The 19,730-nt window shown below is 52.6% G+C and carries 23 protein-coding genes and 1 riboswitch; of the genes, 16 read left to right on the top strand and 7 right to left on the bottom strand.

Translation table 11 applies throughout. The annotated features are described in order from the left end of the window. Positions 1-542 precede the first annotated feature (542 nt). The 3 genes from AC6I77_RS21100 to AC6I77_RS21090 all read left to right on the top strand — a co-directional run bounded on the left by AC6I77_RS21100 (position 543) and on the right by AC6I77_RS21090 (position 4,071). Entirely contained in the window at positions 543-1,883 is a 1,341-nt protein-coding gene (locus AC6I77_RS21100; protein WP_497817310.1) for an MFS transporter, read from the top strand. Positions 1,884-2,254: 371 nt separating this feature from the next. After that, entirely contained in the window at positions 2,255-3,424 is a 1,170-nt protein-coding gene (locus AC6I77_RS21095; protein WP_497817309.1) for an alpha/beta hydrolase family protein, read from the top strand. Positions 3,425-3,627: 203 nt separating this feature from the next. After that, positions 3,628-4,071: a GNAT family N-acetyltransferase gene (locus AC6I77_RS21090; protein WP_105099671.1), complete on the top strand. Its 444-nt coding sequence runs from the start codon at positions 3,628-3,630 to the stop codon at positions 4,069-4,071. 60 nt (positions 4,072-4,131) lie between these two features. Here the strand turns inward: AC6I77_RS21090 and AC6I77_RS21085 are convergent, their stop codons facing one another. The 3 genes from AC6I77_RS21085 to AC6I77_RS21075 all read right to left on the bottom strand — a co-directional run bounded on the left by AC6I77_RS21085 (position 4,132) and on the right by AC6I77_RS21075 (position 6,211). Further along, positions 4,132-4,479: a cupin domain-containing protein gene (locus AC6I77_RS21085; protein WP_110411836.1), complete on the bottom strand. Its 348-nt coding sequence runs from the start codon at positions 4,477-4,479 to the stop codon at positions 4,132-4,134. An 89-nt stretch (positions 4,480-4,568) separates the two neighbouring features. Next, entirely contained in the window at positions 4,569-5,519 is a 951-nt protein-coding gene (locus tag AC6I77_RS21080) for a hydroxyacid dehydrogenase (RefSeq protein ID WP_497817308.1), read from the bottom strand. Beyond that, positions 5,519-6,211, bottom strand: coding sequence for an RraA family protein (locus AC6I77_RS21075; protein ID WP_008924762.1), 693 nt, complete (start codon positions 6,209-6,211; stop codon positions 5,519-5,521). The genes AC6I77_RS21080 and AC6I77_RS21075 overlap by 1 nt, the downstream gene beginning before the upstream one ends. A 173-nt stretch (positions 6,212-6,384) precedes the next feature. On the opposite strand from AC6I77_RS21075, the gene AC6I77_RS21070 reads away from it, so the two are divergent. From AC6I77_RS21070 to AC6I77_RS21060, 3 genes are all read left to right on the top strand, one after another. Then, complete coding sequence (locus tag AC6I77_RS21070) at positions 6,385-7,095, top strand: IclR family transcriptional regulator (RefSeq protein ID WP_497817307.1); 711 nt, start codon at positions 6,385-6,387, stop codon at positions 7,093-7,095. 281 nt (positions 7,096-7,376) lie between these two features. Beyond that, the gene (locus tag AC6I77_RS21065; RefSeq protein WP_140033832.1) at positions 7,377-8,357 is read left to right on the top strand and encodes a DUF1852 domain-containing protein; all 981 of its coding nucleotides are present in this window, start codon (positions 7,377-7,379) and stop codon (positions 8,355-8,357) included. 27 nt (positions 8,358-8,384) lie between these two features. Continuing rightward, a complete protein-coding gene (locus AC6I77_RS21060; RefSeq protein WP_003851594.1) occupies positions 8,385-9,416 on the top strand; it encodes a methionine synthase in 1,032 nt (343 codons plus the stop codon). 495 nt (positions 9,417-9,911) lie between these two features. Here AC6I77_RS21060 and AC6I77_RS21055 read toward each other — a convergent pair whose 3' ends face one another. Next, positions 9,912-10,490 (bottom strand): XRE family transcriptional regulator, encoded by a 579-nt coding sequence (locus AC6I77_RS21055; RefSeq protein WP_140033833.1) that lies wholly within the window; start codon positions 10,488-10,490, stop codon positions 9,912-9,914. A 63-nt stretch (positions 10,491-10,553) separates the two neighbouring features. On the opposite strand from AC6I77_RS21055, the gene AC6I77_RS21050 reads away from it, so the two are divergent. The 3 genes from AC6I77_RS21050 (at position 10,554) to AC6I77_RS21040 (ending at position 12,351) form a co-directional block, all read left to right on the top strand. Then, positions 10,554-11,063 carry a GNAT family N-acetyltransferase gene (locus AC6I77_RS21050; RefSeq protein ID WP_497817350.1) on the top strand — a complete coding sequence of 170 codons (510 nt, stop codon included), beginning with the start codon at positions 10,554-10,556 and terminating at the stop codon, positions 11,061-11,063. Between the two features lie 137 nt (positions 11,064-11,200). Continuing rightward, positions 11,201-11,833 (top strand): LysE family translocator, encoded by a 633-nt coding sequence (locus AC6I77_RS21045; RefSeq protein WP_140034040.1) that lies wholly within the window; start codon positions 11,201-11,203, stop codon positions 11,831-11,833. Between the two features lie 89 nt (positions 11,834-11,922). Continuing rightward, positions 11,923-12,351, top strand: coding sequence for a GFA family protein (locus AC6I77_RS21040; protein ID WP_497817306.1), 429 nt, complete (start codon positions 11,923-11,925; stop codon positions 12,349-12,351). 15 nt (positions 12,352-12,366) lie between these two features. On the opposite strand, the gene AC6I77_RS21035 is transcribed toward AC6I77_RS21040, so the two are convergent. Beyond that, complete coding sequence (locus tag AC6I77_RS21035) at positions 12,367-12,915, bottom strand: P-loop NTPase family protein (protein ID WP_497817349.1); 549 nt, start codon at positions 12,913-12,915, stop codon at positions 12,367-12,369. Positions 12,916-13,129: 214 nt separating this feature from the next. Here AC6I77_RS21035 and AC6I77_RS21030 point away from each other — a divergent pair, with 214 nt between their 5' ends. From AC6I77_RS21030 to AC6I77_RS21005, 6 genes are all read left to right on the top strand, one after another. Continuing rightward, complete coding sequence (locus tag AC6I77_RS21030; protein ID WP_003851584.1) at positions 13,130-14,248, top strand: alkene reductase; 1,119 nt, start codon at positions 13,130-13,132, stop codon at positions 14,246-14,248. Positions 14,249-14,264: 16 nt separating this feature from the next. Beyond that, positions 14,265-14,579 (top strand): ArsR/SmtB family transcription factor, encoded by a 315-nt coding sequence (locus tag AC6I77_RS21025; RefSeq protein ID WP_008924754.1) that lies wholly within the window; start codon positions 14,265-14,267, stop codon positions 14,577-14,579. A 141-nt stretch (positions 14,580-14,720) separates the two neighbouring features. Beyond that, positions 14,721-14,840: riboswitch (TPP riboswitch) on the top strand. Positions 14,841-14,971: 131 nt separating this feature from the next. Then, positions 14,972-15,916: an FAD-dependent oxidoreductase gene (locus AC6I77_RS21020; RefSeq protein ID WP_008924753.1), complete on the top strand. Its 945-nt coding sequence runs from the start codon at positions 14,972-14,974 to the stop codon at positions 15,914-15,916. Further along, a complete protein-coding gene (gene thiS / locus AC6I77_RS21015; protein ID WP_003851578.1) occupies positions 15,900-16,097 on the top strand; it encodes a sulfur carrier protein ThiS in 198 nt (65 codons plus the stop codon). Before AC6I77_RS21020 ends, thiS begins: the two co-directional genes overlap by 17 nt. A gap of 2 nt (positions 16,098-16,099) precedes the next feature. Then, entirely contained in the window at positions 16,100-16,855 is a 756-nt protein-coding gene (locus tag AC6I77_RS21010; RefSeq protein ID WP_003851577.1) for a thiazole synthase, read from the top strand. Between the two features lie 9 nt (positions 16,856-16,864). After that, the gene (locus AC6I77_RS21005) at positions 16,865-17,833 is read left to right on the top strand and encodes a HesA/MoeB/ThiF family protein (protein WP_003851575.1); all 969 of its coding nucleotides are present in this window, start codon (positions 16,865-16,867) and stop codon (positions 17,831-17,833) included. A 9-nt stretch (positions 17,834-17,842) separates the two neighbouring features. Here the strand turns inward: AC6I77_RS21005 and AC6I77_RS21000 are convergent, their stop codons facing one another. Together AC6I77_RS21000 and AC6I77_RS20995 are read right to left on the bottom strand one after the other, a co-directional pair. Further along, the gene (locus AC6I77_RS21000; protein ID WP_497817305.1) at positions 17,843-18,256 is read right to left on the bottom strand and encodes an ASCH domain-containing protein; all 414 of its coding nucleotides are present in this window, start codon (positions 18,254-18,256) and stop codon (positions 17,843-17,845) included. Between the two features lie 225 nt (positions 18,257-18,481). Next, on the bottom strand, positions 18,482-19,024 hold the full coding sequence (locus tag AC6I77_RS20995) for a DsbA family protein (protein ID WP_003851571.1): 543 nt from the start codon (positions 19,022-19,024) through the stop codon (positions 18,482-18,484). A gap of 320 nt (positions 19,025-19,344) precedes the next feature. Here AC6I77_RS20995 and AC6I77_RS20990 point away from each other — a divergent pair, with 320 nt between their 5' ends. Next, positions 19,345-19,614, top strand: a complete 270-nt coding sequence (locus AC6I77_RS20990; protein ID WP_003851569.1) for a hypothetical protein — start codon at positions 19,345-19,347, stop codon at positions 19,612-19,614. Positions 19,615-19,730: the final 116 nt, after the last annotated feature.

Genomic DNA, 19,730 nt, shown 5'->3' with positions numbered 1-19,730 from the left:
GCGGCTGACCTGTCGCCTTGATATCAGCTTGATCGCTTAACGCCACGCCGGTGGCCGTCAGGCTGCAGGGGGGCTAGGCTGCACAGCCTGAATGCTGCGGGAAACGGACAGCAGCTTGCGGCTGCGGGATAACACATAGTTAACGCTGCACGGTTTCTCTGGCCGCTGCCAGCGCAGCAGCTGGAGGGTGATAAGCCCCGCAGCAGTTCACCGACTCACCCTCATGGAAGTTAACCGTCCTCCGCAGGCCTGCGTTACTTAACCTCTGCTTCCCTTTCGCGACGATCAGCGTCCCTCCTGACGATTACCGTTAATCAGCGCCAGAGATTCCCCGCTGCCTGCTCATTTACGGCATGCCCGTCACATAAACTAAAACTGCCTCATACTTTTCTGTGACAAATAACACAACCTGATTACATCTTCCGGCGGAGATGATTTTTTATCGTGATAATAGTTTTACTGAGTACATTGATGTTGTACTGAGTACAACAAGGCACTTTGCGCTTAGCGCGTTAAGTGATGAAAAAATTGTGAGGATCATCATGTCTGAAAAACAGCACATCACGACTTTCTCTGCCGATATTGAGCAGCAGACCGTTAAGAAGGTGGTCTGGCGCATTTTGCCCTTCCTGATTATTTGTTATCTGATTGCCATTATCGATCGCGGCAACATTGGTATGGCTTCGTTACAGATGAACGAAGATTTAGGACTGTCGAAAGCGGTATTTGGTTTTGCGAGCAGTCTGTTTTTCGTCGGTTACTTCCTGTTCGAGGTTCCCAGCAACCTCGCCATGCAGAAAATAGGCGCAAAAATCTGGATCTCCCGCATCATGGTGTCGTGGGGCATCATCTCGGTTTGTACCGCCTTTGTAGAGAGCGCCAATACCCTCTATGTACTGCGCTTTCTACTGGGGGCCGCGGAGGCAGGATTTTTCCCGGGCGTGATTCTGTATCTGACATACTGGATCCCCGGTAAGTACCGTGCCCGCGTGATTGCGACTTTCATGGTGGCTATTCCTGCAGCGAATTTTGTTGGATCGCCAATTTCTGGTCTGATTCTGTCACTGGATGGCTGGCTGGGCATGCGTGGCTGGCACTGGCTATTCATCCTGGAAGGCATTCCTGCGGTGATTCTGGGGATTGCGGCCTTCTTCGTATTAAGCAATCGTCCCACCAGTGCCAGCTGGTTAAATGAGGAACAAAAAGCGTGGCTGAACAGCACCCTTGAAGCTGAAAATGCGAAGAAGAAAGCCATTGGTCACATCTCTCTCTGGCAATTGCTGCGTCACAAACATATCTGGGTAATGGCGCTGATCTATGCAGGTGCGTCTGCGGCGGGCTCAACGCTAAGCGTCTGGTCTCCGCAACTGCTTAAATCGTTTGGTCTGGATAACCTGACCACCGGTTTGGTCAATGCAATTCCATATGGTCTGGCATCGGTTCTTATGATTGTCTGGGGCAGAAGTTCTGACCGCAGCGGCGAGCGTCGCTGGCACACCGCGTTAACGCTGTTTCTGATTGCGGGTGGTTTGCTGTCCGCCTTCATCACCAATAGTCTGACCGGCAGCGTTGTCATCCTGTCGCTGGTTCTGATCGGGGCGTATTCGATGAAAGGGCCTTTCTGGGCACTGGCATCGGGGTGGATGTCATCCACTACCGCTGCTGCGGGCCTTGCTGCAATCGGCGCGGTGGCCAATCTGATTGGGGGAGGACTGATGGTTAACGTTTACGGCATTATTAATCAGGCGACCGGCAGTCATACTATTGCCATGGTGCCACTGGCTATCCTCTGCGGTGCTGGAGGTATCGCTGTGCTGGTCATGGGCCGTAAAAAAGAGTCGGCGATTAACGTTGAGAATAACGCTTCGCCAGTCGGCAAATAATCTCACCAGGCCAGCAGACATTAATCAAAATGTCTGCTGGTCACACCGCCCGGCTTTTTATCCCCGTAACTAACGCGCCGCTTGGTGCAGGCACCTCAACCAGTGAGAACTGCCTGATAGCCTCAACGCTAAAGTGCATGATGAAACCAGCAACACAATACTGCTGCACATCCTTCTGGCGGGTTTTAAAAAGTCTGAGAGAAGTGCACATGAACCTGCGCTGAAACGACTACAAAACGATCTGACACTCATCCTCGTCCAGAAAGAGATCAGTAACAATCTGACAAGAAAATTCCTTTCCTCATCACTACTGACTTAAACAATCTCAGGCTAGTTTATCCAATTAAAATGGATATACGGAGCCGCTAAACGTGTTTACATCCTCTCTGAATCATTCAGCATGCGAGCTTATAGTTATATTGACGTTAGGGCTGGCAGTTTCCATACCCAATGCGAACGCGGTTAACGCTGAAGAAAACCAGCAGATTAACGGTCTTGTCAGAGAGCCACTCATGCTACCTGTGACTTTACCAGAGGGTAAGCCAGCACTCCTGGAAGCTTTCGTGACGCGACCCGCCGGAGATAAACGCTGGCCTGTTGCCCTTATCACCCACGGCACGGCGGAGACGGCTGAGTTCGATCGGCTGGAAATGAACCCGAACTGGATGTCAGGAATGGCACTGGCATTCGCCCGGCACGGCTATGCGGCGGTGGTCGTTATGCGTGAAGGTTACGGGTATTCAAGCGGCGGTGCTGAATATACCGGCAGTACCTGTGTTGAGCCGCGGCATGATCTTGCCGGAAAACGGGATGCTGAAGACCTGCTGGGAGCGCTCAACGCTATCAGGCATGAGCCCTGGGCATCCCATCATTCAGCCATTCTCGCCGGGATGTCAGCGGGGGGTTTTGGCGTCCTGGCCACGGGGGCCCGCCAGCCAAAAGGGGTTCAGGCAATCATCAACTTTGACGGCGGGCGGGGTGCCGGAAAGGGTGGGTCGTTGTGTGACAGAGCCGGGTTACTTAAAAGCTTTGCTTCCATGGGCGCCACTTCGCGCATTCCTTCGCTTTGGCTCTATTCGCAAAACGACACATTATTCCCGCCTTTCACCGGCATCTCTTTTTTCCATTCTTATACTTCAGCAGGTGGTCTCGCCAGCTTTATCGTGATGCCACCTTATGATACTAACGGTCATACTTTTATAGAATCCGCACCTGAAGATTTCTGGTGGCATCCTGTCGCTGAATTTCTTCAGAAACAGCGGTTGGCATACAAGGCGATAGTGGCGACACGCATTGAAAGACTGCCTCTGCCGCAGACTCTCAATAGCGCCTCAGGAACCTTAGCATTCAGAAAATATGAATCTGCACAGCTTTATGAAAAAGCATTTGCTACCGATGTCAGAGGTGTTTGGGGAGTGTCTTACCGGGCGCGCACAACGAAAGATGCTGCTGCGAGGGCGCTTAGCAACTGTCAGATGTATGAGCATACCGCGAATGTGAAGTGCAGGATTTATGCTGTCAATAACACCCTCATGCCGTGATAAAATTAAATGGGTCAGTAACGTGATTCCTCGGGTGGAATGAACGTCTCTGCATATTGCGGATGTATTCTCATTAATCAGGTTTACGGGAAGGGTGTACGGCTTAATAAGGACACGGTCCCATGACCGGGATGTTTAATTGTTAAAAAGGAATAGGTGTGGAAGTAACTGCAGAACTGTGTCCTCCAGAGGAATGGGAATCAATGGTGAACATTTTTACTGAAATGGAAGAATATTATTACGGTAAAGGAATTATTCATGAGTCACTGTTGAAAAACTATCTTCATACTCAACTGTTCAGCACACTCTCTGGCACACAGGTTATCAGGGCGCGCTGTGGTACCCACATCGTTGGGCTGGCCTGTTGCACTATTCTTTATCCTTCTCCACGGTATAGCGGTGAGTTTCACATCAAAGAACTTTTCGTCTCTCAACATGAGAGAGGCAAAGGGATTGGTAAATCACTCATGCAGTTTATGGCGCAACTTGCCCTTAAGCAGGCGTGTCTCAGCCTGAGCTGGAACGCGGAAAAATCCAACCATCGGGCAAACCGTTTTTACCAGTCACTCGGCGGAAAGATCAACGACAGTATCGTGAGTTATTCTCTGCAGGGTGACTCCCTGAGAACACTGGCTACTGAAGATTAATCAGATCCTCACAACGCTGACCTGAAGAGAAGATAATCGATAGCACGCTTTCATGAGTTGTCAGCCGTTTTCAGGGAGGTCAGCACGATCGCCACGGGTTGATGGATGCGAAATCACAAGAAATTCCACCGGGAACCCGGTGTCATTTCTGGCCTGATGCTTTGCTCCCGGCGGGATTTCGAGTCCTTGCTGAGCCTTGATGTCATGTTTCTCACCCTCTGACTCCATGGTAAGAACACCACTGAGTACAAAGAAAAATTGTCTTGAGACGGCGTGCCAGTGGCGTTTTTCAGACGTGCCTGGCGGCATCTTTTCATGAATCACCAGCATGTCCTGGCGATTTAACAGATACCAGCCGTCGCATTCTTCACCCCATACATAGTGCTCTGCGTTTTCCTTAGAAATCATCCTTATCGTCCTTTTAGCTGAATCTAATGAGTGCCTTCAGGATGAGATACAGCACTGAGTGAGTCATGTCTAATCTTTAACACTCAGAATTACGCTGCTGGACTTCCTTCCTTAAGCGTTACCGCCAGAACATCCAGAACGTTACGTGCTGCAACAGTGCCCATCTTCACGTAAGAGTTATCACTGACGCCGCCGATGTGCGGCGACAGAATTACGTTCTCAACATTCTGCCAGATATGTGGGGCCGTGAGGGGTTCTGAGTGGAAACTGTCCAGTGCGGCCCAGGCCACGGTGCCATTCTTCAGCGCCGCGCTCAGCGCGTCATCATCAATGAGTCCACCGCGTGCGGTGTTCACCAGAATGGCGCCTTTTTTAAACAACGCCAGTTTCTCTGCGTTAATCATCTGGCGCGTCTGTTCGGTGAGCGGGCAGTGCAGCGAAATGACATCAGACTGTTGCAGCAGATCGTCAAGTGAGGAGGACTCGCACTCATCAGGGAAGGTTTTGGCAAAGGGATCATAGGCGAGCACCTTCATGCCAAAAGCCCGGCCAATGCGGGCAACGCGACCACCAATTGCGCCCAGCCCCACCAGTCCCAGTGTTCTGCCTTCCAGCTCAATGGACTTATGGGTGGATTTATCCCAGTATCCCTGACGCATACGCTGATCCAGCGTTATCACCGATTTGGCGCAGGCCAGAATCAGCGCCCAGGTATGCTCGGCCACGGCCGCTGCGTTGGCACCCGGCGCGGACTGGACACTGATATGGCGTTCTGCCGCTGCTTTTTGATCAATAACGTCAATACCGCTGCCATGTTTGGAAACCACCCGCAGGGCAGGTGCGGCGTCCATGATGCGGGCGTTGATTTTACCGTAGCGGACGATAATCCCCACCGGGTTGTGCTGCTGGCAGAGCTGGAATAGCGTGTCTTCGTCAGGTTGCTTGCCAGCATAAACGATGCGGAATTCAGTCAGCAGATTCAGCGCCTGCGGTGCCAGATCGTTGCCGGTCACCAGAATGACGGAAGATGATGTTGTCATCACAGTGTCTCCCCCTCGTGCAGCATGCCTGCGATTTGAAGCGATTTCTCTAACCAGGGTGCGCGCAGGTCGCCATCACGAATGGCTGCAATGCGGCCGGTCTCAAAATCCAGTTTTTTCTGTGCCAGTTCGAGCAGCACCGGAACGGCTTCACGCGGCAGAACCACCACGCCATCAATATCACCAATGACAAGATCGCCTGGCTGAATGGCTGCGCCCGCCACAGAAACAGGGAAGTTAACGCGTCCCGCAACAGATTTAGTCGGGCCGCAGGGATTCAAGCCTGCAGAGAAAACCGGGAATCCGTTTGCGCTCAGTGAATCGGCATCACGCACCGCACCATCAATAATGATTCCGGCGATACCAGACGCTTCAGCCTGAGTGGACATAATTTCCCCGATTAAGGCACAGCTGATATCGCCTTTGCCATCGACAACAATCACATCACCTGGCTGAGCAATTGCCAGTGCGGCGTGAATGGCGAGGTTATCGCCTGGCCTGACTTCAACGGTAATTGCCGGTCCGGCGACTTTCATCGTCGGGGAGACAGGTTTAACGCGACCATGCAGCGTTCCACGTCGTCCGGCAACATCAGCGAGTATCGCTGCCTGATACTGCGCAGCCTGTTTTACGAGCTCTGGCGCGACACGGATGATGTCGCGATTGATAAAGGTATTCTCTGCATTAGGCATAAATCATTCCTCGTTTGTTTTACCAGGTACAATCATGTTGTACAATATAAAACAACTATATCTATGTTAATTCCGATCGCACCAGTGTTAAGCGTTCATTTGTGATGTAAATACGATGTGAATCACAAATTGCGCGGTAAACTGCCTGCCGTCGCACACAGGAGGACGTACCGATGGGGAATGAAGGCGTAATTGCCGTAGAAAAAGCGCTGGCGCTGCTGGATTGTTTCAAACCTGGCGAGGAGTCGCTGACGCTTACCGCCCTGGCGCAGCTGTCGGGCTACCATAAAACGACGGTTTATCGCCTGATGAACTCACTTGAGCGCATGAACTATGTGATTCGCCGCGACAATGGCGTTTACACTCTGGGGCCCAGACTGCTTTATCTGGGCAAGCTCTATGAGCAGTCCTTCCATCTGGCGAGTATTGTTCAGCCTGAACTGCATGCACTGGCGACCGCGACGGGCGAAAGTGCCTCATGGTATGTGATGGAAAATGAGCAACGACTCTGCCTTTTCAGAGCCGAGTCGTCGGAAGGATTACGCGAAACGCGTCTGCCGGGCACCTTTCTGCCGCTGGATAATTCTGCTATCGGACAGGTGCTTCGCTACTGGGGTCTGAATGAACCTCTGTTTGACACTGCGCCTATGCTTCCCCTGTTCACGTCAGGTATACGCGATCCGCATATCGCGGCGTTCTCAGTACCGGTGTTTGGCGAAGGTGACAAACTGATTGCGGCGCTGGCACTGACCGGGCCCGCATCACGCCTGACGCAGACAACGTGTGACGGAGGATTGGGTAAACTGATGAAAGAGGTGGCCAGCAGGCTTTCGATTAAATCAGGCGCGCACAAAGTGATGTGCGATAACTTTTATAAAATTTAGCGGTCAGCTTAACCCGCCTGCAGCGAGGCTTTTATACACGGATTTAACCCGCCGGCGTTAAAAGCCTCGCTCTTCTCATGAAAAAATCCCCACTTCCCCACCTCAACATGAATTTCCTTCATGTTCGTTGAAATTTAATCACTTTTTTTCAACCCGGCGTTGAGGCATAAAGTAAGAATTGTTAATAACTTTGAGTCATATGAATGCTTGTAAAGGGATAGCAACGCTGGATAAACCCTTAAAACAACCATTCATCTCAGCGACCAGGATACCCGATAGCGATGAACAATTTAGCCTTTACCCTCAAGCGCATTCGTTTCGACGAAAACTATAATCCTTCGAAAAATACGCGGGCGACGACTAACTTCGCTAATTTAGCGCGCGGCGAAAAACGTCAGGAAAATCTGCACAACGCCCTGGCGATGATCGACAATCGTTTTAACGCGCTGGCGCACTGGGACAATCCTAAAAGCGATCGCTATTCTGTTGAACTTGAGATTATTTCTGCTGAGCTGAATCTTCGCCCGGAAAGTTCCGACGAGCTGTTCCCGGCGATTGAAATTCTTAAAACGCACATCGTGGATCATCAAACCGGTCAGCGCATTGAAGGGATTGTCGGCAATAACTTCTCATCCTATGTGCGTGATTATGATTTCAGTGTCGTGCTTGCAGAGCACAATAAAGGCCAGTCAGAATTCAGTCTGCCGGATGATTTTGGTCAGCTGCACGGCAATATTTTTAAAAGCTTTGTCAACTCAGCGGCCTATAAAGAGAGCTTCAGTAAATCGCCGGTTATCTGCCTGAGCGTGTCGAGCAAAAACACCTACGTGCGCAACGGTAACCATCATCCGGTACTGGGCATCGAATATCAGCAGGATGCGCCTTCCCTGACTGACGTTTACTTCGGAAAAATGGGTCTGAAAGTGCGCTTCTTCATGCCGCAGGGCAGTGTTGCGCCGCTGGCCTTCTACTTCCATGGTGACCTGCTTAGCGATTACACCAATCTTGAGCTGATCAGCACCATCAGTACGATGGAAACGTTCCAGAAAATCTATCGCCCGGAAATTTATAACGCCAATTCTGCAGCCGGACAGTGCTATCAGCCCACGCTGCAGCATCAGGATTATTCATTAACCCGCATTGTTTACGATCGCGAAGAGCGCAGCCGACTGGCCGTCGAGCAGGGCAGGTTTACTGAGGCGCATTTCATCAAGCCTAATCAGACACTTCTTGCACAATGGTCTGCTGAATTCGTTCTTTGATTAATTAAAACCAGAAGGTCACCTGCTATGAAAACCTTATTACCGACATCCACCGCGGGCAGCCTGCCTAAACCTTCATGGATTGCGCAGCCAGAGGTGCTCTGGTCACCCTGGAAATTGCAGGATGATGAGTTAGTTGACGGCAAAAGAGATGCGCTGCGTCTGTGTCTGGACGATCAGGTTCGTGCCGGTATTGATATCGTCAGTGATGGCGAGCAAACCCGTCAGCACTTCGTGACGACGTTTATTGAGCACCTCAGCGGTGTGGATTTTGAAAAGCGCGAAGTGGTCCGCATCCGTAATCGTTACGACGCGAGCGTCCCGACCGTGGTGGGTGAAGTCTCACGTCAGAAGCCTGTGTTTGTTGAAGATGCGAAAATCCTGCGCAAACTGACCGATCGTCCTATTAAGTGGGCGTTGCCGGGGCCGATGACGATGATCGATACCCTGTATGACAATCACTACAAAAGTCGTGAAAAGCTGGCCTGGGAATTCGCAAAAATCCTGAATCAGGAAGCCAAAGAGTTAGAAGCAGCAGGCGTGGATATCATTCAGTTTGATGAGCCTGCGTTTAACGTCTTCTTCGATGAGGTGAATGACTGGGGTATTGCTGCGTTAGAGCGTGCCATCGAAGGTCTGAAATGCGAAACCGCCGTTCATATCTGTTATGGCTACGGCATTAAGGCGAATACCGACTGGAAGAAAACGCTGGGTACAGAGTGGCGTCAGTATGAAGAGGTATTCCCAAAACTTCAGCGTTCGGCTATCGATATCGTTTCACTGGAGTGTCAGAACTCGCGCGTTCCGATGGACCTGATCGAGCTGATTCGCGGTAAAAAAGTCATGGTCGGTGCTATCGACGTGGCAACCCATGAAATTGAGACACCTGAAGCAGTGGCAAACACGCTGCGCAAGGCGCTGCAGTTTGTGGATGCTGAAAATCTCTATCCTTCTACCAACTGCGGCATGATCCCGCTGCCGCGTCAGGTGGCCAATGGCAAACTGCATGCGTTGAGTGCCGGCGCAGAGATTGTCCGCAGAGAGATTCTGGGAAAATAAACTTTTCCTGAGCAGGCTCAGTCCGGCTGGCGATTCGCTAGTGAGAAACCAAAAGCCGGACTGAGTAGTATTCCCTGTGCTGGGAGTGGGTTTGCACAGGGATACGTGTCAGCATTAAAATTACGCTACTACCTATCTTCTGCACCTTCTCTTTTCCCGCCAGCCTCATCGTTAAAATATCTTCTGCCCTGATCCCTTACTCATATCGTCATGTTATATCTGTTGTTAAAGCTGATATTGTCAGTCAATCATCAGGTAAAAGGATCGAAGATGAATACAATATTTGAGTGGCGCCATAACCATTATCTGATCAGTACCGACAAGAAAAAAATCAGACCAAAAGGCTAACCGGGAGAACTATATCTGGACGATGACGCGGCCTGATATCTATGCCGGGAATAATCGTTAAATAACCACGGCTAAACAGCGATAATCCGTTCAGATACAGCGCGGTGTAAATCCATCATCAAGCATGGATGTCTGCCAATAAACGGATCAGACTGGCCGCAGGACGATCACAGCGTATCGACACGCCTTGCTGGTGCTATTTCTGAAGACACAATCAGCTGGATCGCCCAGTTCCAGACAGTCGCCAGACGCCATTTCATACGTGCTGGAGCCGGCTTCGAAGGTCAATGACCCTTCCAGTACCCATATAAGCTGACGTCTCGAAATATACGAGATAGCGGGCATCGGCACAGCGGTATTGGCCGGCAGTTCGACACTGACCAGATCGACCGGCATCTCACCCGGTGAAACGTGCCGACGCAAGTAGCCGGTTTCAGGATCCTGCCATATCGGCTGATTTTCGTGCCTGACCAGCGTTCCTGTCTGAACTTCGGTCTGGGCCAGAAGCTGCGAGATGCTCATGTCAAAAGAGCCCGAAAGCCGCGCTAACAGCACTGCCGTCGGGCTGCTCTCTCCACGCTCAATTTTGTGGATCATCGCCCGCGATACACCGGAGTGACCTGCCAGTTCAGTCAGTGACCAGCCGCGTTTTTCTCTTTCCTCTTTAACCTTTAATCCGATCCGGATATTCAGGCTATCTTCTTTGATGGACATTTCATCTAACATAATGGATAACTATCATTGTGTACAATTCATCTACTTTAGTGAATGAGTAAAGGGGTGTCTACCATGATTATTCGTGCGGCTATTGAAAGTGATGCTGATGTGATTGCTGAGATTTATAACGATGCGGTGCTTAACACCACGGCCATCTGGAATGAAAGCAGGGTAGATGTCGCGAACCGCATCGCATGGATACACAGTCGTCAGCAGGCGGGTTTTCCTGTGATAGTGGCAGCGGATAACGATGAAAGCGTGCTGGGATATGCCTCATTCGGTGACTGGCGGCCCTGGGATGGATATCGCCACACCGTTGAACACTCTGTTTATGTTCATAATCACGCGCGGGGACAAGGCATAGGTGATGCCCTGATGCGGACGTTAATTCAGCTTGCCTGTAAGAGCAAAAAGCACGTGATGGTGGCGGGCATTGAATCGGAAAATGTAGCGTCAATCACGCTGCATAAAAAGCTGGGCTTCACGGAGGCGGGCACCATGAAAGAAGTCGGCAATAAATTCGGGCGCTGGCTGGATCTGACATTTATGCAGTTGCGTCTGGATGACCGCAAACATCCATGACTATCACTGCCTGAACGTTAACGCGCGCATGCGGTGGCGGACATCCTTTGGAGGCTGGTCGACATCGTGTGAATGAATTGTAAATTCACACACCAGCCGATATAACAGACGGATAACCACGCATCACCGAGGCAATGATGGCGCTTTTACACGAGTTAGTCCTGATCTTCACCACCTATCTTGTCGCCACGGCCAGTCCCGGGCCGAGCAATATGGCCATAATGGGCACGGCAATGAAAAAGGGCAGAGGTGCCGCACTGGCGCTGGCGGCGGGTGTCGTGAGTGGTTCAATGATCTGGGCGCTGCTTGCCGCCTGCGGTGTGCTGACCGTGCTGGCAACCTTCGCCCAGTTACTGATTGTGTTAAAAATCGGCGGTGGCTTGTATCTGCTCTGGCTGGCCTTTAAAGCGGGCAAATCAGCATTACGTCGTACGGAAGCCAGTGACTTTACCGCCAGCGATGATCGTGTAGCTTATGGCAGGCTTTTCCGGCAGGGGATCCTGATGCATATCGGTAATCCTAAAGCGATTCTCACCTGGGTAGCCATTATGTCATTTGCACTGAAGCCAGAGGGGATGGCGTCAACGCTACCTATTGTTATCTGCGGCTGTGCGGCCATTTGTATGCTTGTCTTCGGTGGATATGCTCTGCTGTTCTCAACTGCCGTCATGAGCGCCTTTTACCGTCGGATTCGTCGGGAACTCGATGCGCTGTTAGCCTGCTGCTTTGGTCTGGCAGGGTTAAAACTGATATTCAGCCGCAACTCGTGACCTTTAATGATGAGTGATAGAATTTTGCTTCTGGCTTAAAACCTGAAATGATCGGGCAATTTCAGAATCCCCACTTACAAGGCAAAAAAATGCAAGGCGCATGTCTCTGCGGAACCGTGACTTTTGAACTATCCGTTACACCCAGCCACTTTTATCGGTGCCACTGTTCACTCTGCAGAAAGCAAAGCGGAACCGGATACAATCTTGCAACGCTGGTGAATGAGACAGACTTTAGCTGGCTATCCGGTGAAAGCCAGCTCGCTTCCTGGCGTAAACCGACCGGTTATCGCAACGATTTTTGTTCCAGCTGTGGTTCGACCGTACCTAACGCGCTGGGTGACAGGCCCTATATCTGGATCCCGGTTGGTTTACTCAATGAACCTGCCGATATGCAGTGCATCGGAGACTACTGTACCGAGGACGCGATGCCCTGGGATTCTACCCGTTCAGAGACAAATCATGCCGGGCCTGTTGAGTCGCTGAATGCACTATTGGCGAGCTTAACGTTACTGGATTAATAACAGCAGCCATGGTCAGTTATTCGTAAACGTTAAGCCCCAGTATTTCAGACAGGCATTCACATCAGTTGAAGAATGCAGCAGAAGCTTAGGCAGTCTGACATGGTCATAAAGTTTCTTATGGCGCTTTCTGTTCTTTGGGGCAGTAAGGATAATATATTTCAGCATATCCAGGGTTACATGCTCTTTGCGTATTCCGAGACCGCCAACTCGCGGCGTGAATGAGTAGCATCTGCGAATATACCGAAACAGCGCCACTGGCACTTTTACATCCAGAAGAATGAATCCGGTGGCGCGCGCGAGACGTTCTTCAATACATTTTGTGTAATTCCCATCCATAACCCATTTTTCCTGACTCACCGCGGCAGCGTGCACGCGGAGAAATTCAGCCGGTGCTCTTGGAATCCATTGGCTTCCCGGAAGATGGTGAAGTTGATCCAGATGAATGGCAGGTAATGCTGTTTTGTGGGAGATAGCGTCCGCTAAAGTCGATTTTCCGCTGTTCGACGGGCCCATAATACAAATGCGCGGTCCGAGCGCGTCTAAAGAAAGTAATGTGGTCACAATATTTTCCGGGATTATGCTGTCAGGAAAAAGATAAATGAGTACAGCTCTGATAGCCATCCGCATACCGCAATGATGAGATTCAACGGGTAAAAAGCGTGTAAAAACGCCACCAACGGTAAAGGTCCGGGAACAAAAAGCACAGATTACACATTTACAAATTTAAATGTGTAAATATAATGGCGCCTCTTCACACATCAGAGGACTTTTTGTTATGCCGTCACTTTTTACCCCCCTGAACCTGGGCGATCTCAAACTCCGTAACCGCATTGTCCTGCCGCCGCTGACGCGTTGCCGCAGTGAACAGCCGGGCAATATTCCCGGCGATATGATGGTGGAATACTACCGTCAGCGTGCCGGTGCGGGACTGATGGTCACTGAAGGCACCCAGATTGAGCCTCGCGGGCAGGGCTATGCATGGACGCCGGGGATCCATAGCGACGCGCAAATCGCGGGCTGGAAAAAGGTTACAGAGGCGGTACATCAGGAAGGTGCCACCATTTTCTGCCAGCTCTGGCATGTTGGCCGCGTGTCACACAATGAACTTCAGCCAGGTAAACAGCCACCGGTAGCGCCTTCAGCCATCGCAGCCGATAACGTCCGGGTATTTATTGAAACCGGGCCAGGCGCGGGGATACTGACCGCACCCAGCGAGCCACGGGCACTGACCACAGAGGAAGTTAAAGAGATCGTTGCGCTTTACCGACAGGCAGCGGAGAACGCCAAAGCAGCCGGTTTCGACGGCGTGGAACTGCATTCCGCTAACGGCTATCTGATTAACCAGTTTATTTCAGAGCATACTAATCTGCGTACGGATGAATATGGTGGCTCAGCGGAGAATCGTCTGCGCTTCCTGCGTGAAGTCGTTGAGGCCGTCAGCTCGGTCTTTGGCAGCCATCGCGTGGGCGTTCGGTTTGCCCCTCTGTTTTCGAGTACTGACGAAGAGCGCGTTTATCTCGGTCTGGTTGAAAGCGATCCCCATGCCACCTACATCCGTGCCGCTAAACTGTTGAATGAACTTGAAGTCGGTTATCTCTCCATTGCCGAAGCGGACTGGGATAATAGCCCGGACATGCCTGAAAGTTTCCGCGTTGCGCTGCGGGAAACATTCCGCTCTCCGATCATCTATTCCGGTCGTTACACGGCTGAAAAAGCGCAGCATGTACTGGAAAAAGGCTGGGGCGATCTGTTTGGTTTTGGTCGTTCATTTATCGCTAATCCTGATTTGCCTGCACGCATTAAATCAGGTCATCCGCTGAATGAGGTCGACCACGCTTCTCTGTATGGCGGCACGGAGAAGGGTTATACTGACTATCCTGTTTTTCAATCCTGATACTCTGTGAGGCGGCATGTCCCCCGAAAATGCCCTGAAGTTACTGTCCAATCCAACCCGAGTGGCAGTGCTGAAGTGGCTTAAGCATCCTGAAGAAGCGTTTGCGGGCTATACCCAGCTCTATCCCTTCGATCAGTATGGCGTCTGTGCCAGCCTCATACAGGACAAGGCGGGCTTATCACAGCCCGCCACGTCGTTATGCCTGAAAGCACTTCACAGTGCCGGGCTGGTCGAAGCCAGCAAAGTGGGCAAATGGACCTATTATCGTCGTGCTGAACCGCGTATTCGTGAAATCACCGACGTGCTGACACAATCACTGCAGGCGCTGTAAGGCGACTGCAGTTTAAACACCCTCTCATTGCCTACTGCTAACGCATTGCATTTGACTCTGGCGCAAAACCTTGCCTGTCCCCTAAAATTCTTAGCAGCCATCCTGTGCGCGCTTGACGAAGCTGCCCGCTTCACTTACAACTAAACCCGTCAGGGGAGTCTCGCCAGAGAGACTGAGAGGCTAATAGCGCATCGCGCGGCTTAGCGACCCTTAGAACCTGACCCAGTTGATACTGGCGTAGGAAGACGGGTATCGCATCAGATACTTGCCGCAGGGGCGCATGCACGACGCCTCTGCCTTTTCCCTCCGTATCACGGGTCTTCGTTAACGTATAACGAGGCCAAAGTGAAATATCTCATCCAGAATCTCTCTCTTCCTCGCCGGTGGACATCATGAGCCGCTGGTCGGTGCTTGGCAGTGGCGTGGCCGGGCTGTGCGTCGCCACACTGCTGATGGAGCGGGGCGAAACCGTCGAAATCATTACGCAGCCTGACTGTCGTGCCGCCTCACACTGGGCGGGTGGCATGCTCGCGCCCTGGTGCGAAGCGGAAAGCGCGCCTCAGCAGGTGATCGATTGGGGCCAGCACGCTGCAGGCTGGTGGTCGCAACGTGTTGATGGCGTGGAACAGCAGGGTACGCTGGTGGTTGCGCCGCCGCGTGATAGCCGCGAACTGACGCGCTTCGCCAGCATGACGGAAAAACATGAGTGGGTCGTACCGGGTGATATCGAACCGGCGCTGGAAAATCGCTTTGCCCGTGGTCTGTATTTTGCGGCGGAGGCGCATCTCGATCCCCGCCTGGCGTTGCAGCAACTGCGTGACAAATTACAACAGGCTGGCGTGCCCTTACACAGTGGTGAACCCACCGGCACCATCATTGACTGCCGTGGCATTCACGCCGCGGATCAGCAGCCCGCGCTGCGCGCCGTACGGGGTGAAATGCTGATCCTCCAGACGCATGACGTTCAGCTCTCCCGTCCTGTCCGGCTGCTGCATCCTCGCTTTCCCTGCTATCTGGTGCCCCGAGCAGAAGGGCACTTCATGCTGGGTGCCACCATGGTCGAAAGTCACGACAGCAGTCCGATTAGCGCCAGAGCCATGATGGAGTTGCTAAGCGCCGCTTACAGTCTGCATCCGGCGCTGGCTGAAGCGCGGATTGTGGAGAGCGGCACCGGCCTGCGCCCTGCCTATCAACAGAACCTGCCGGAGGTTCGTTTTGAGAATGGCCGTTTTTCGCTCAATGGGCTGTATCGCCATGGCTTTTTGCTGGCTCCGATCATGGCTGAAAACCTCATGCTGCAACTGACTCAGGAGATGACTCATGCGAGTTCAACTTAATGGACGCACGATTGAAACCGATGCAGGCACGCTGGCGGAACTGCTGCAGGAGCAGCAGATCGACCCGCGCTCCGTCGCCGCCGCGCTGAACGGTGAGTTTGTGCCGCGAAGCCGGTATGCCAGCCAGCAACTTGAGGCGGGTAATCAGCTGGAAATCCTGTCACCGATGCAGGGAGGTTAATAATGTTCTATCAATTTGCGCCGCAATCCCGCTTTCTTCTGGGTACTGCTGGCTATCCGTCTCCCGACATTCTGCAGCAGGCGATCGACGCCTCAGGTGCAGAAATCATTACTGTCAGCCTTCGACGGGAGGGCAGCGAAGGGGGTGCCTTCCGCACGCTACTGCAACAGCTCAACAAGCGCATTCTGCCGAATACAGCCGGTTGCCACACGGTAAAAGAAGCCGTGACAACGGCGCAAATGGCGCGTGAACTGTTCGACACGCCATGGATCAAACTGGAAGTGATCGGCCATGCTGACACGCTGCAACCCGATCCTTTTGCACTGGTTGAAGCCGCGCGCATCCTCTGTGCTGACGGTTTCCAGGTTTTTCCCTATACCACCGAAGATCTGATTGTCGGTGAAAAATTGCTGGAAGCGGGTTGCGAAGTGCTGATGCCCTGGGGCGCGCCAATTGGCTCCGGTCAGGGGCTGCGCAATATCGAAGGGCTGCGCACGATGCGTGCGTGGTTTAAAGATGTGCCGCTGATTATCGACGCAGGTATCGGCTCACCCGGTCAGGCGGCGCAGGCTATGGAGATGGGTTTCGACGGTGTGCTGCTCAACACAGCGGTGGCAAAAGCAGGCGATCCGGTGCGGATGGCCGGTGCGTTTGCTGCTGCGATTTATGGCGGACATCAGGGATTCCAGGCGGGCCTGATGGAGCAGCGTGATATGGCCTCTGCCTCTACGCCCATTTTTGGTCTGGCAGAGTTCTGAGGAGAGACAATGGCGCGTTATCAGCGACAGACCATGTTGCCTGAAATTGGCGAAGCGGGGCAGCAGCGGCTGGCCAGGGCAAGCGTGCTGGTGGTGGGCGCGGGCGGCCTCAGCGCCACCCTGCTGCCGTTACTGGCAGGCGCGGGCGTGGGATTTATTCGTCTTTACGATGGCGATCGTGTTGAACTGCACAATCTTCACCGGCAGACGTTGTTTGGTGTCGGTGATGTGGGCGAGCCCAAAGCACGCTGTGCGCAGCGTGCGCTGGCGCAGCGAAATCCTGACTGCCTTGTCGAGGCGCATTCACACCTGCTGAGCGCCAGTCAGCTACCGCAGGCGCTGGAGGGAATCGATCTGGTGGTGGATGCGGCGGATAACTTCGCCATTACTTATCAGCTTTCTGACGCCTGCTATCCGCGCGACCTGCCGCTGATCTGCGCCTCGGTGCTGGGGCGTAAAGGGTATGTCGGCGGATTCTGCGGCGGTGCGCCCGGCTATCGCGCAGTGTTCCCGCAGTTGCCCACAGCCTCGGGTAACTGCAATACCGCTGGGGTAATGGGACCTGCGGTGGCGACGCTGGGTGCAATGCAGGCACAGATGGCACTGAGTGTATTACTCAGGCTGATGCCGTCGCCGCTTGGCTGCATGATCCAGTGTGACTTTGTGGACTGGCACATCAGGCAGTTTCGCTTCGACGATGCACCTGAGCCTGACGCGCCGGGCATGCCTTTTATCGATCGTCTGATGCTCAGGGATGATGACTGCATTGTCGAGTTGCGCAGTCTGGAGGAGGCGCCTGAGAGTGTGGCTGATGGGGTGTTACGGATTCTGCCGCAGCAGATAGCAGCCTGGCAGCCGCCATCCGATCAGCGCGTGGTGCTGGTGTGCGCCAGTGGCATGCGCGCCGCCCAGGCGGCGGAGAACCTTGCCGCGCGGGGCGTTACGCGGCTGGCGCTGATGGCAGCAAACACGCTGTAAGAGGCGGGTTTAAATCACCTCGACCAGCTGGAACGTCTCGAAGATCAGCTCCATTTCGCTGTGGAAATAGCCTTCACGTTCGAAGTAGCGCTGATGTTCATGTCGCCAGTAGTCGAGGCTAAGATCGCCTTCACCCTCCAGCATCGCCATCTCTGGCGTCACGCGGTCAAAGCGCGTCAGGAACAGTCCGGTCGTGCGGATAACACACACCGGCTGCTTTTCGCCGTTCAGAACAATGCTGTAACCGCCCGGCTGAGGCAAGGCATCCTGCTCCTGCCAGCTCCGCAATGAACCGCAGGTAGCCACCTTCTTTCCGGCAATAATCAGCGTTGCAAGCTCGCTGGCTAATTCCGGAGAATCACCAAATGCATCTGTAAATGCACCCGGATATTTGTCCTGTATCTGTTCAAGCGTCATTGTCATCTGCAAATCCTTAGTGAAATAAGCGCCTGACCAGCATAACTGCAGGCCAGCGGCGCCGTTTAGAGGATGTAGCAACGGCTCAAACGCTGCTAATAGCCGTACAGCTTACCCGGCCTGCTTACGGGAAAACAGGCATAATTATCAGGACATTGAAAGAGATGGCGTACTGGCTCTCTTAGCGGTGGTTTAAAGCCTGGCGCGGCAACGGCGGCCGCGCACGTAAAACTAACGCATCAGAAAGCTCGACCAATGTTCGATGTCGTCACCACTGCTGATTTCAGGTTGTACCAGACCATTGACCATAAAGGTCGGGGAAACGTGGATACCATTCTGACGAGCATACTTGCAGTGCCATTTAATCGCGTTCTGCAGGTCAGGCTGATCAAACGCGGCGCTGGCATCTACGCCACTGTACGCTTTAAGACGGTCCAGAATCTGGTTTGGCGTGGCATCGCGATTCGGGCCGGTGCAGTGGTCGGTGAATTCGAACTCTTCACGATGATCGGCCACCGCCTGCATCACCTTCTTCGCCGCCTCTTTACTTTCGCAGGCGGCGGCAAGGATATAGCGGACAATCAGCCCGGAATAAAGATGCCATGGCTGAGATTGCAGCCGGATCTTCACGGTGATTTTACCTTCACCCGCGTGCGCCAGTAATGCGTCTAATTTATTGAATGCACGCACCGAAAAAGGACAGGTAGGTTCCAGGAAAACTTCAAATACTTCGGGGCCATGGCCCCACACCAGGACATCAGCATGCTGATACATCGGTAACTCCTAAAAGATAAACAGGAAGGTAAGACATTTACTCTGGCAAATCCTCTTTATTTCAGCCAGTTGAGAATCAGCCGCTATTGTTACAAAAATCAGCAATCAATCACTGACCGGCGCGTAACAGGAGACAGGCAGGTCCATTGCTCGCTAGAATTAAAGGCATTAGCATTCTCATTATCTGACTCTTTATCGTCAGCTGAACTGAAGAGCGCTATAGTTACCCGCAGAGTTTGCTATCTGCATGATGAAGCCATCTCTGCGACTTTCCTGCTGATCGCCTGCCCCGAGCCGATAAGCGTTAAAAGAGGTTAATTTTGCATACCGATCTCACCTGGAAAACTCTGCATCGCGTCATTAACCAGACGATCTCAGACATGCTGGACGAGCAGCAGAGTATCAATGTGTTGTCACTCCGCGCCCGATTGCATGAACTGGCAGAAAAAGAGGAGGATGAGGTCATGGTCTTATGTTACTGGCAGGCGAGTAAAATTTTAATGCGATTGCCCGCCACGGTAACCGCCAGTCAGTTAATGGTTGCTGCACGTCACGCGTTTCGCACACCAATGGATCACGATTTAACCTGAAAGATATTTCACGCACGAAGGTGCCCGCCCCGTTCCCGTTATCCTCTGTTTATCTCCTGAACGCGGTTTTCCCCAACTTCTGTTAAAATTGAACCTCTGCGCCACTTTGCAGGATG

This window comes from Pantoea sp. X-Soil-ISGK-259, from assembly GCF_059730705.1.
This window is presented reverse-complemented; position numbering and strand designations above follow the sequence as displayed.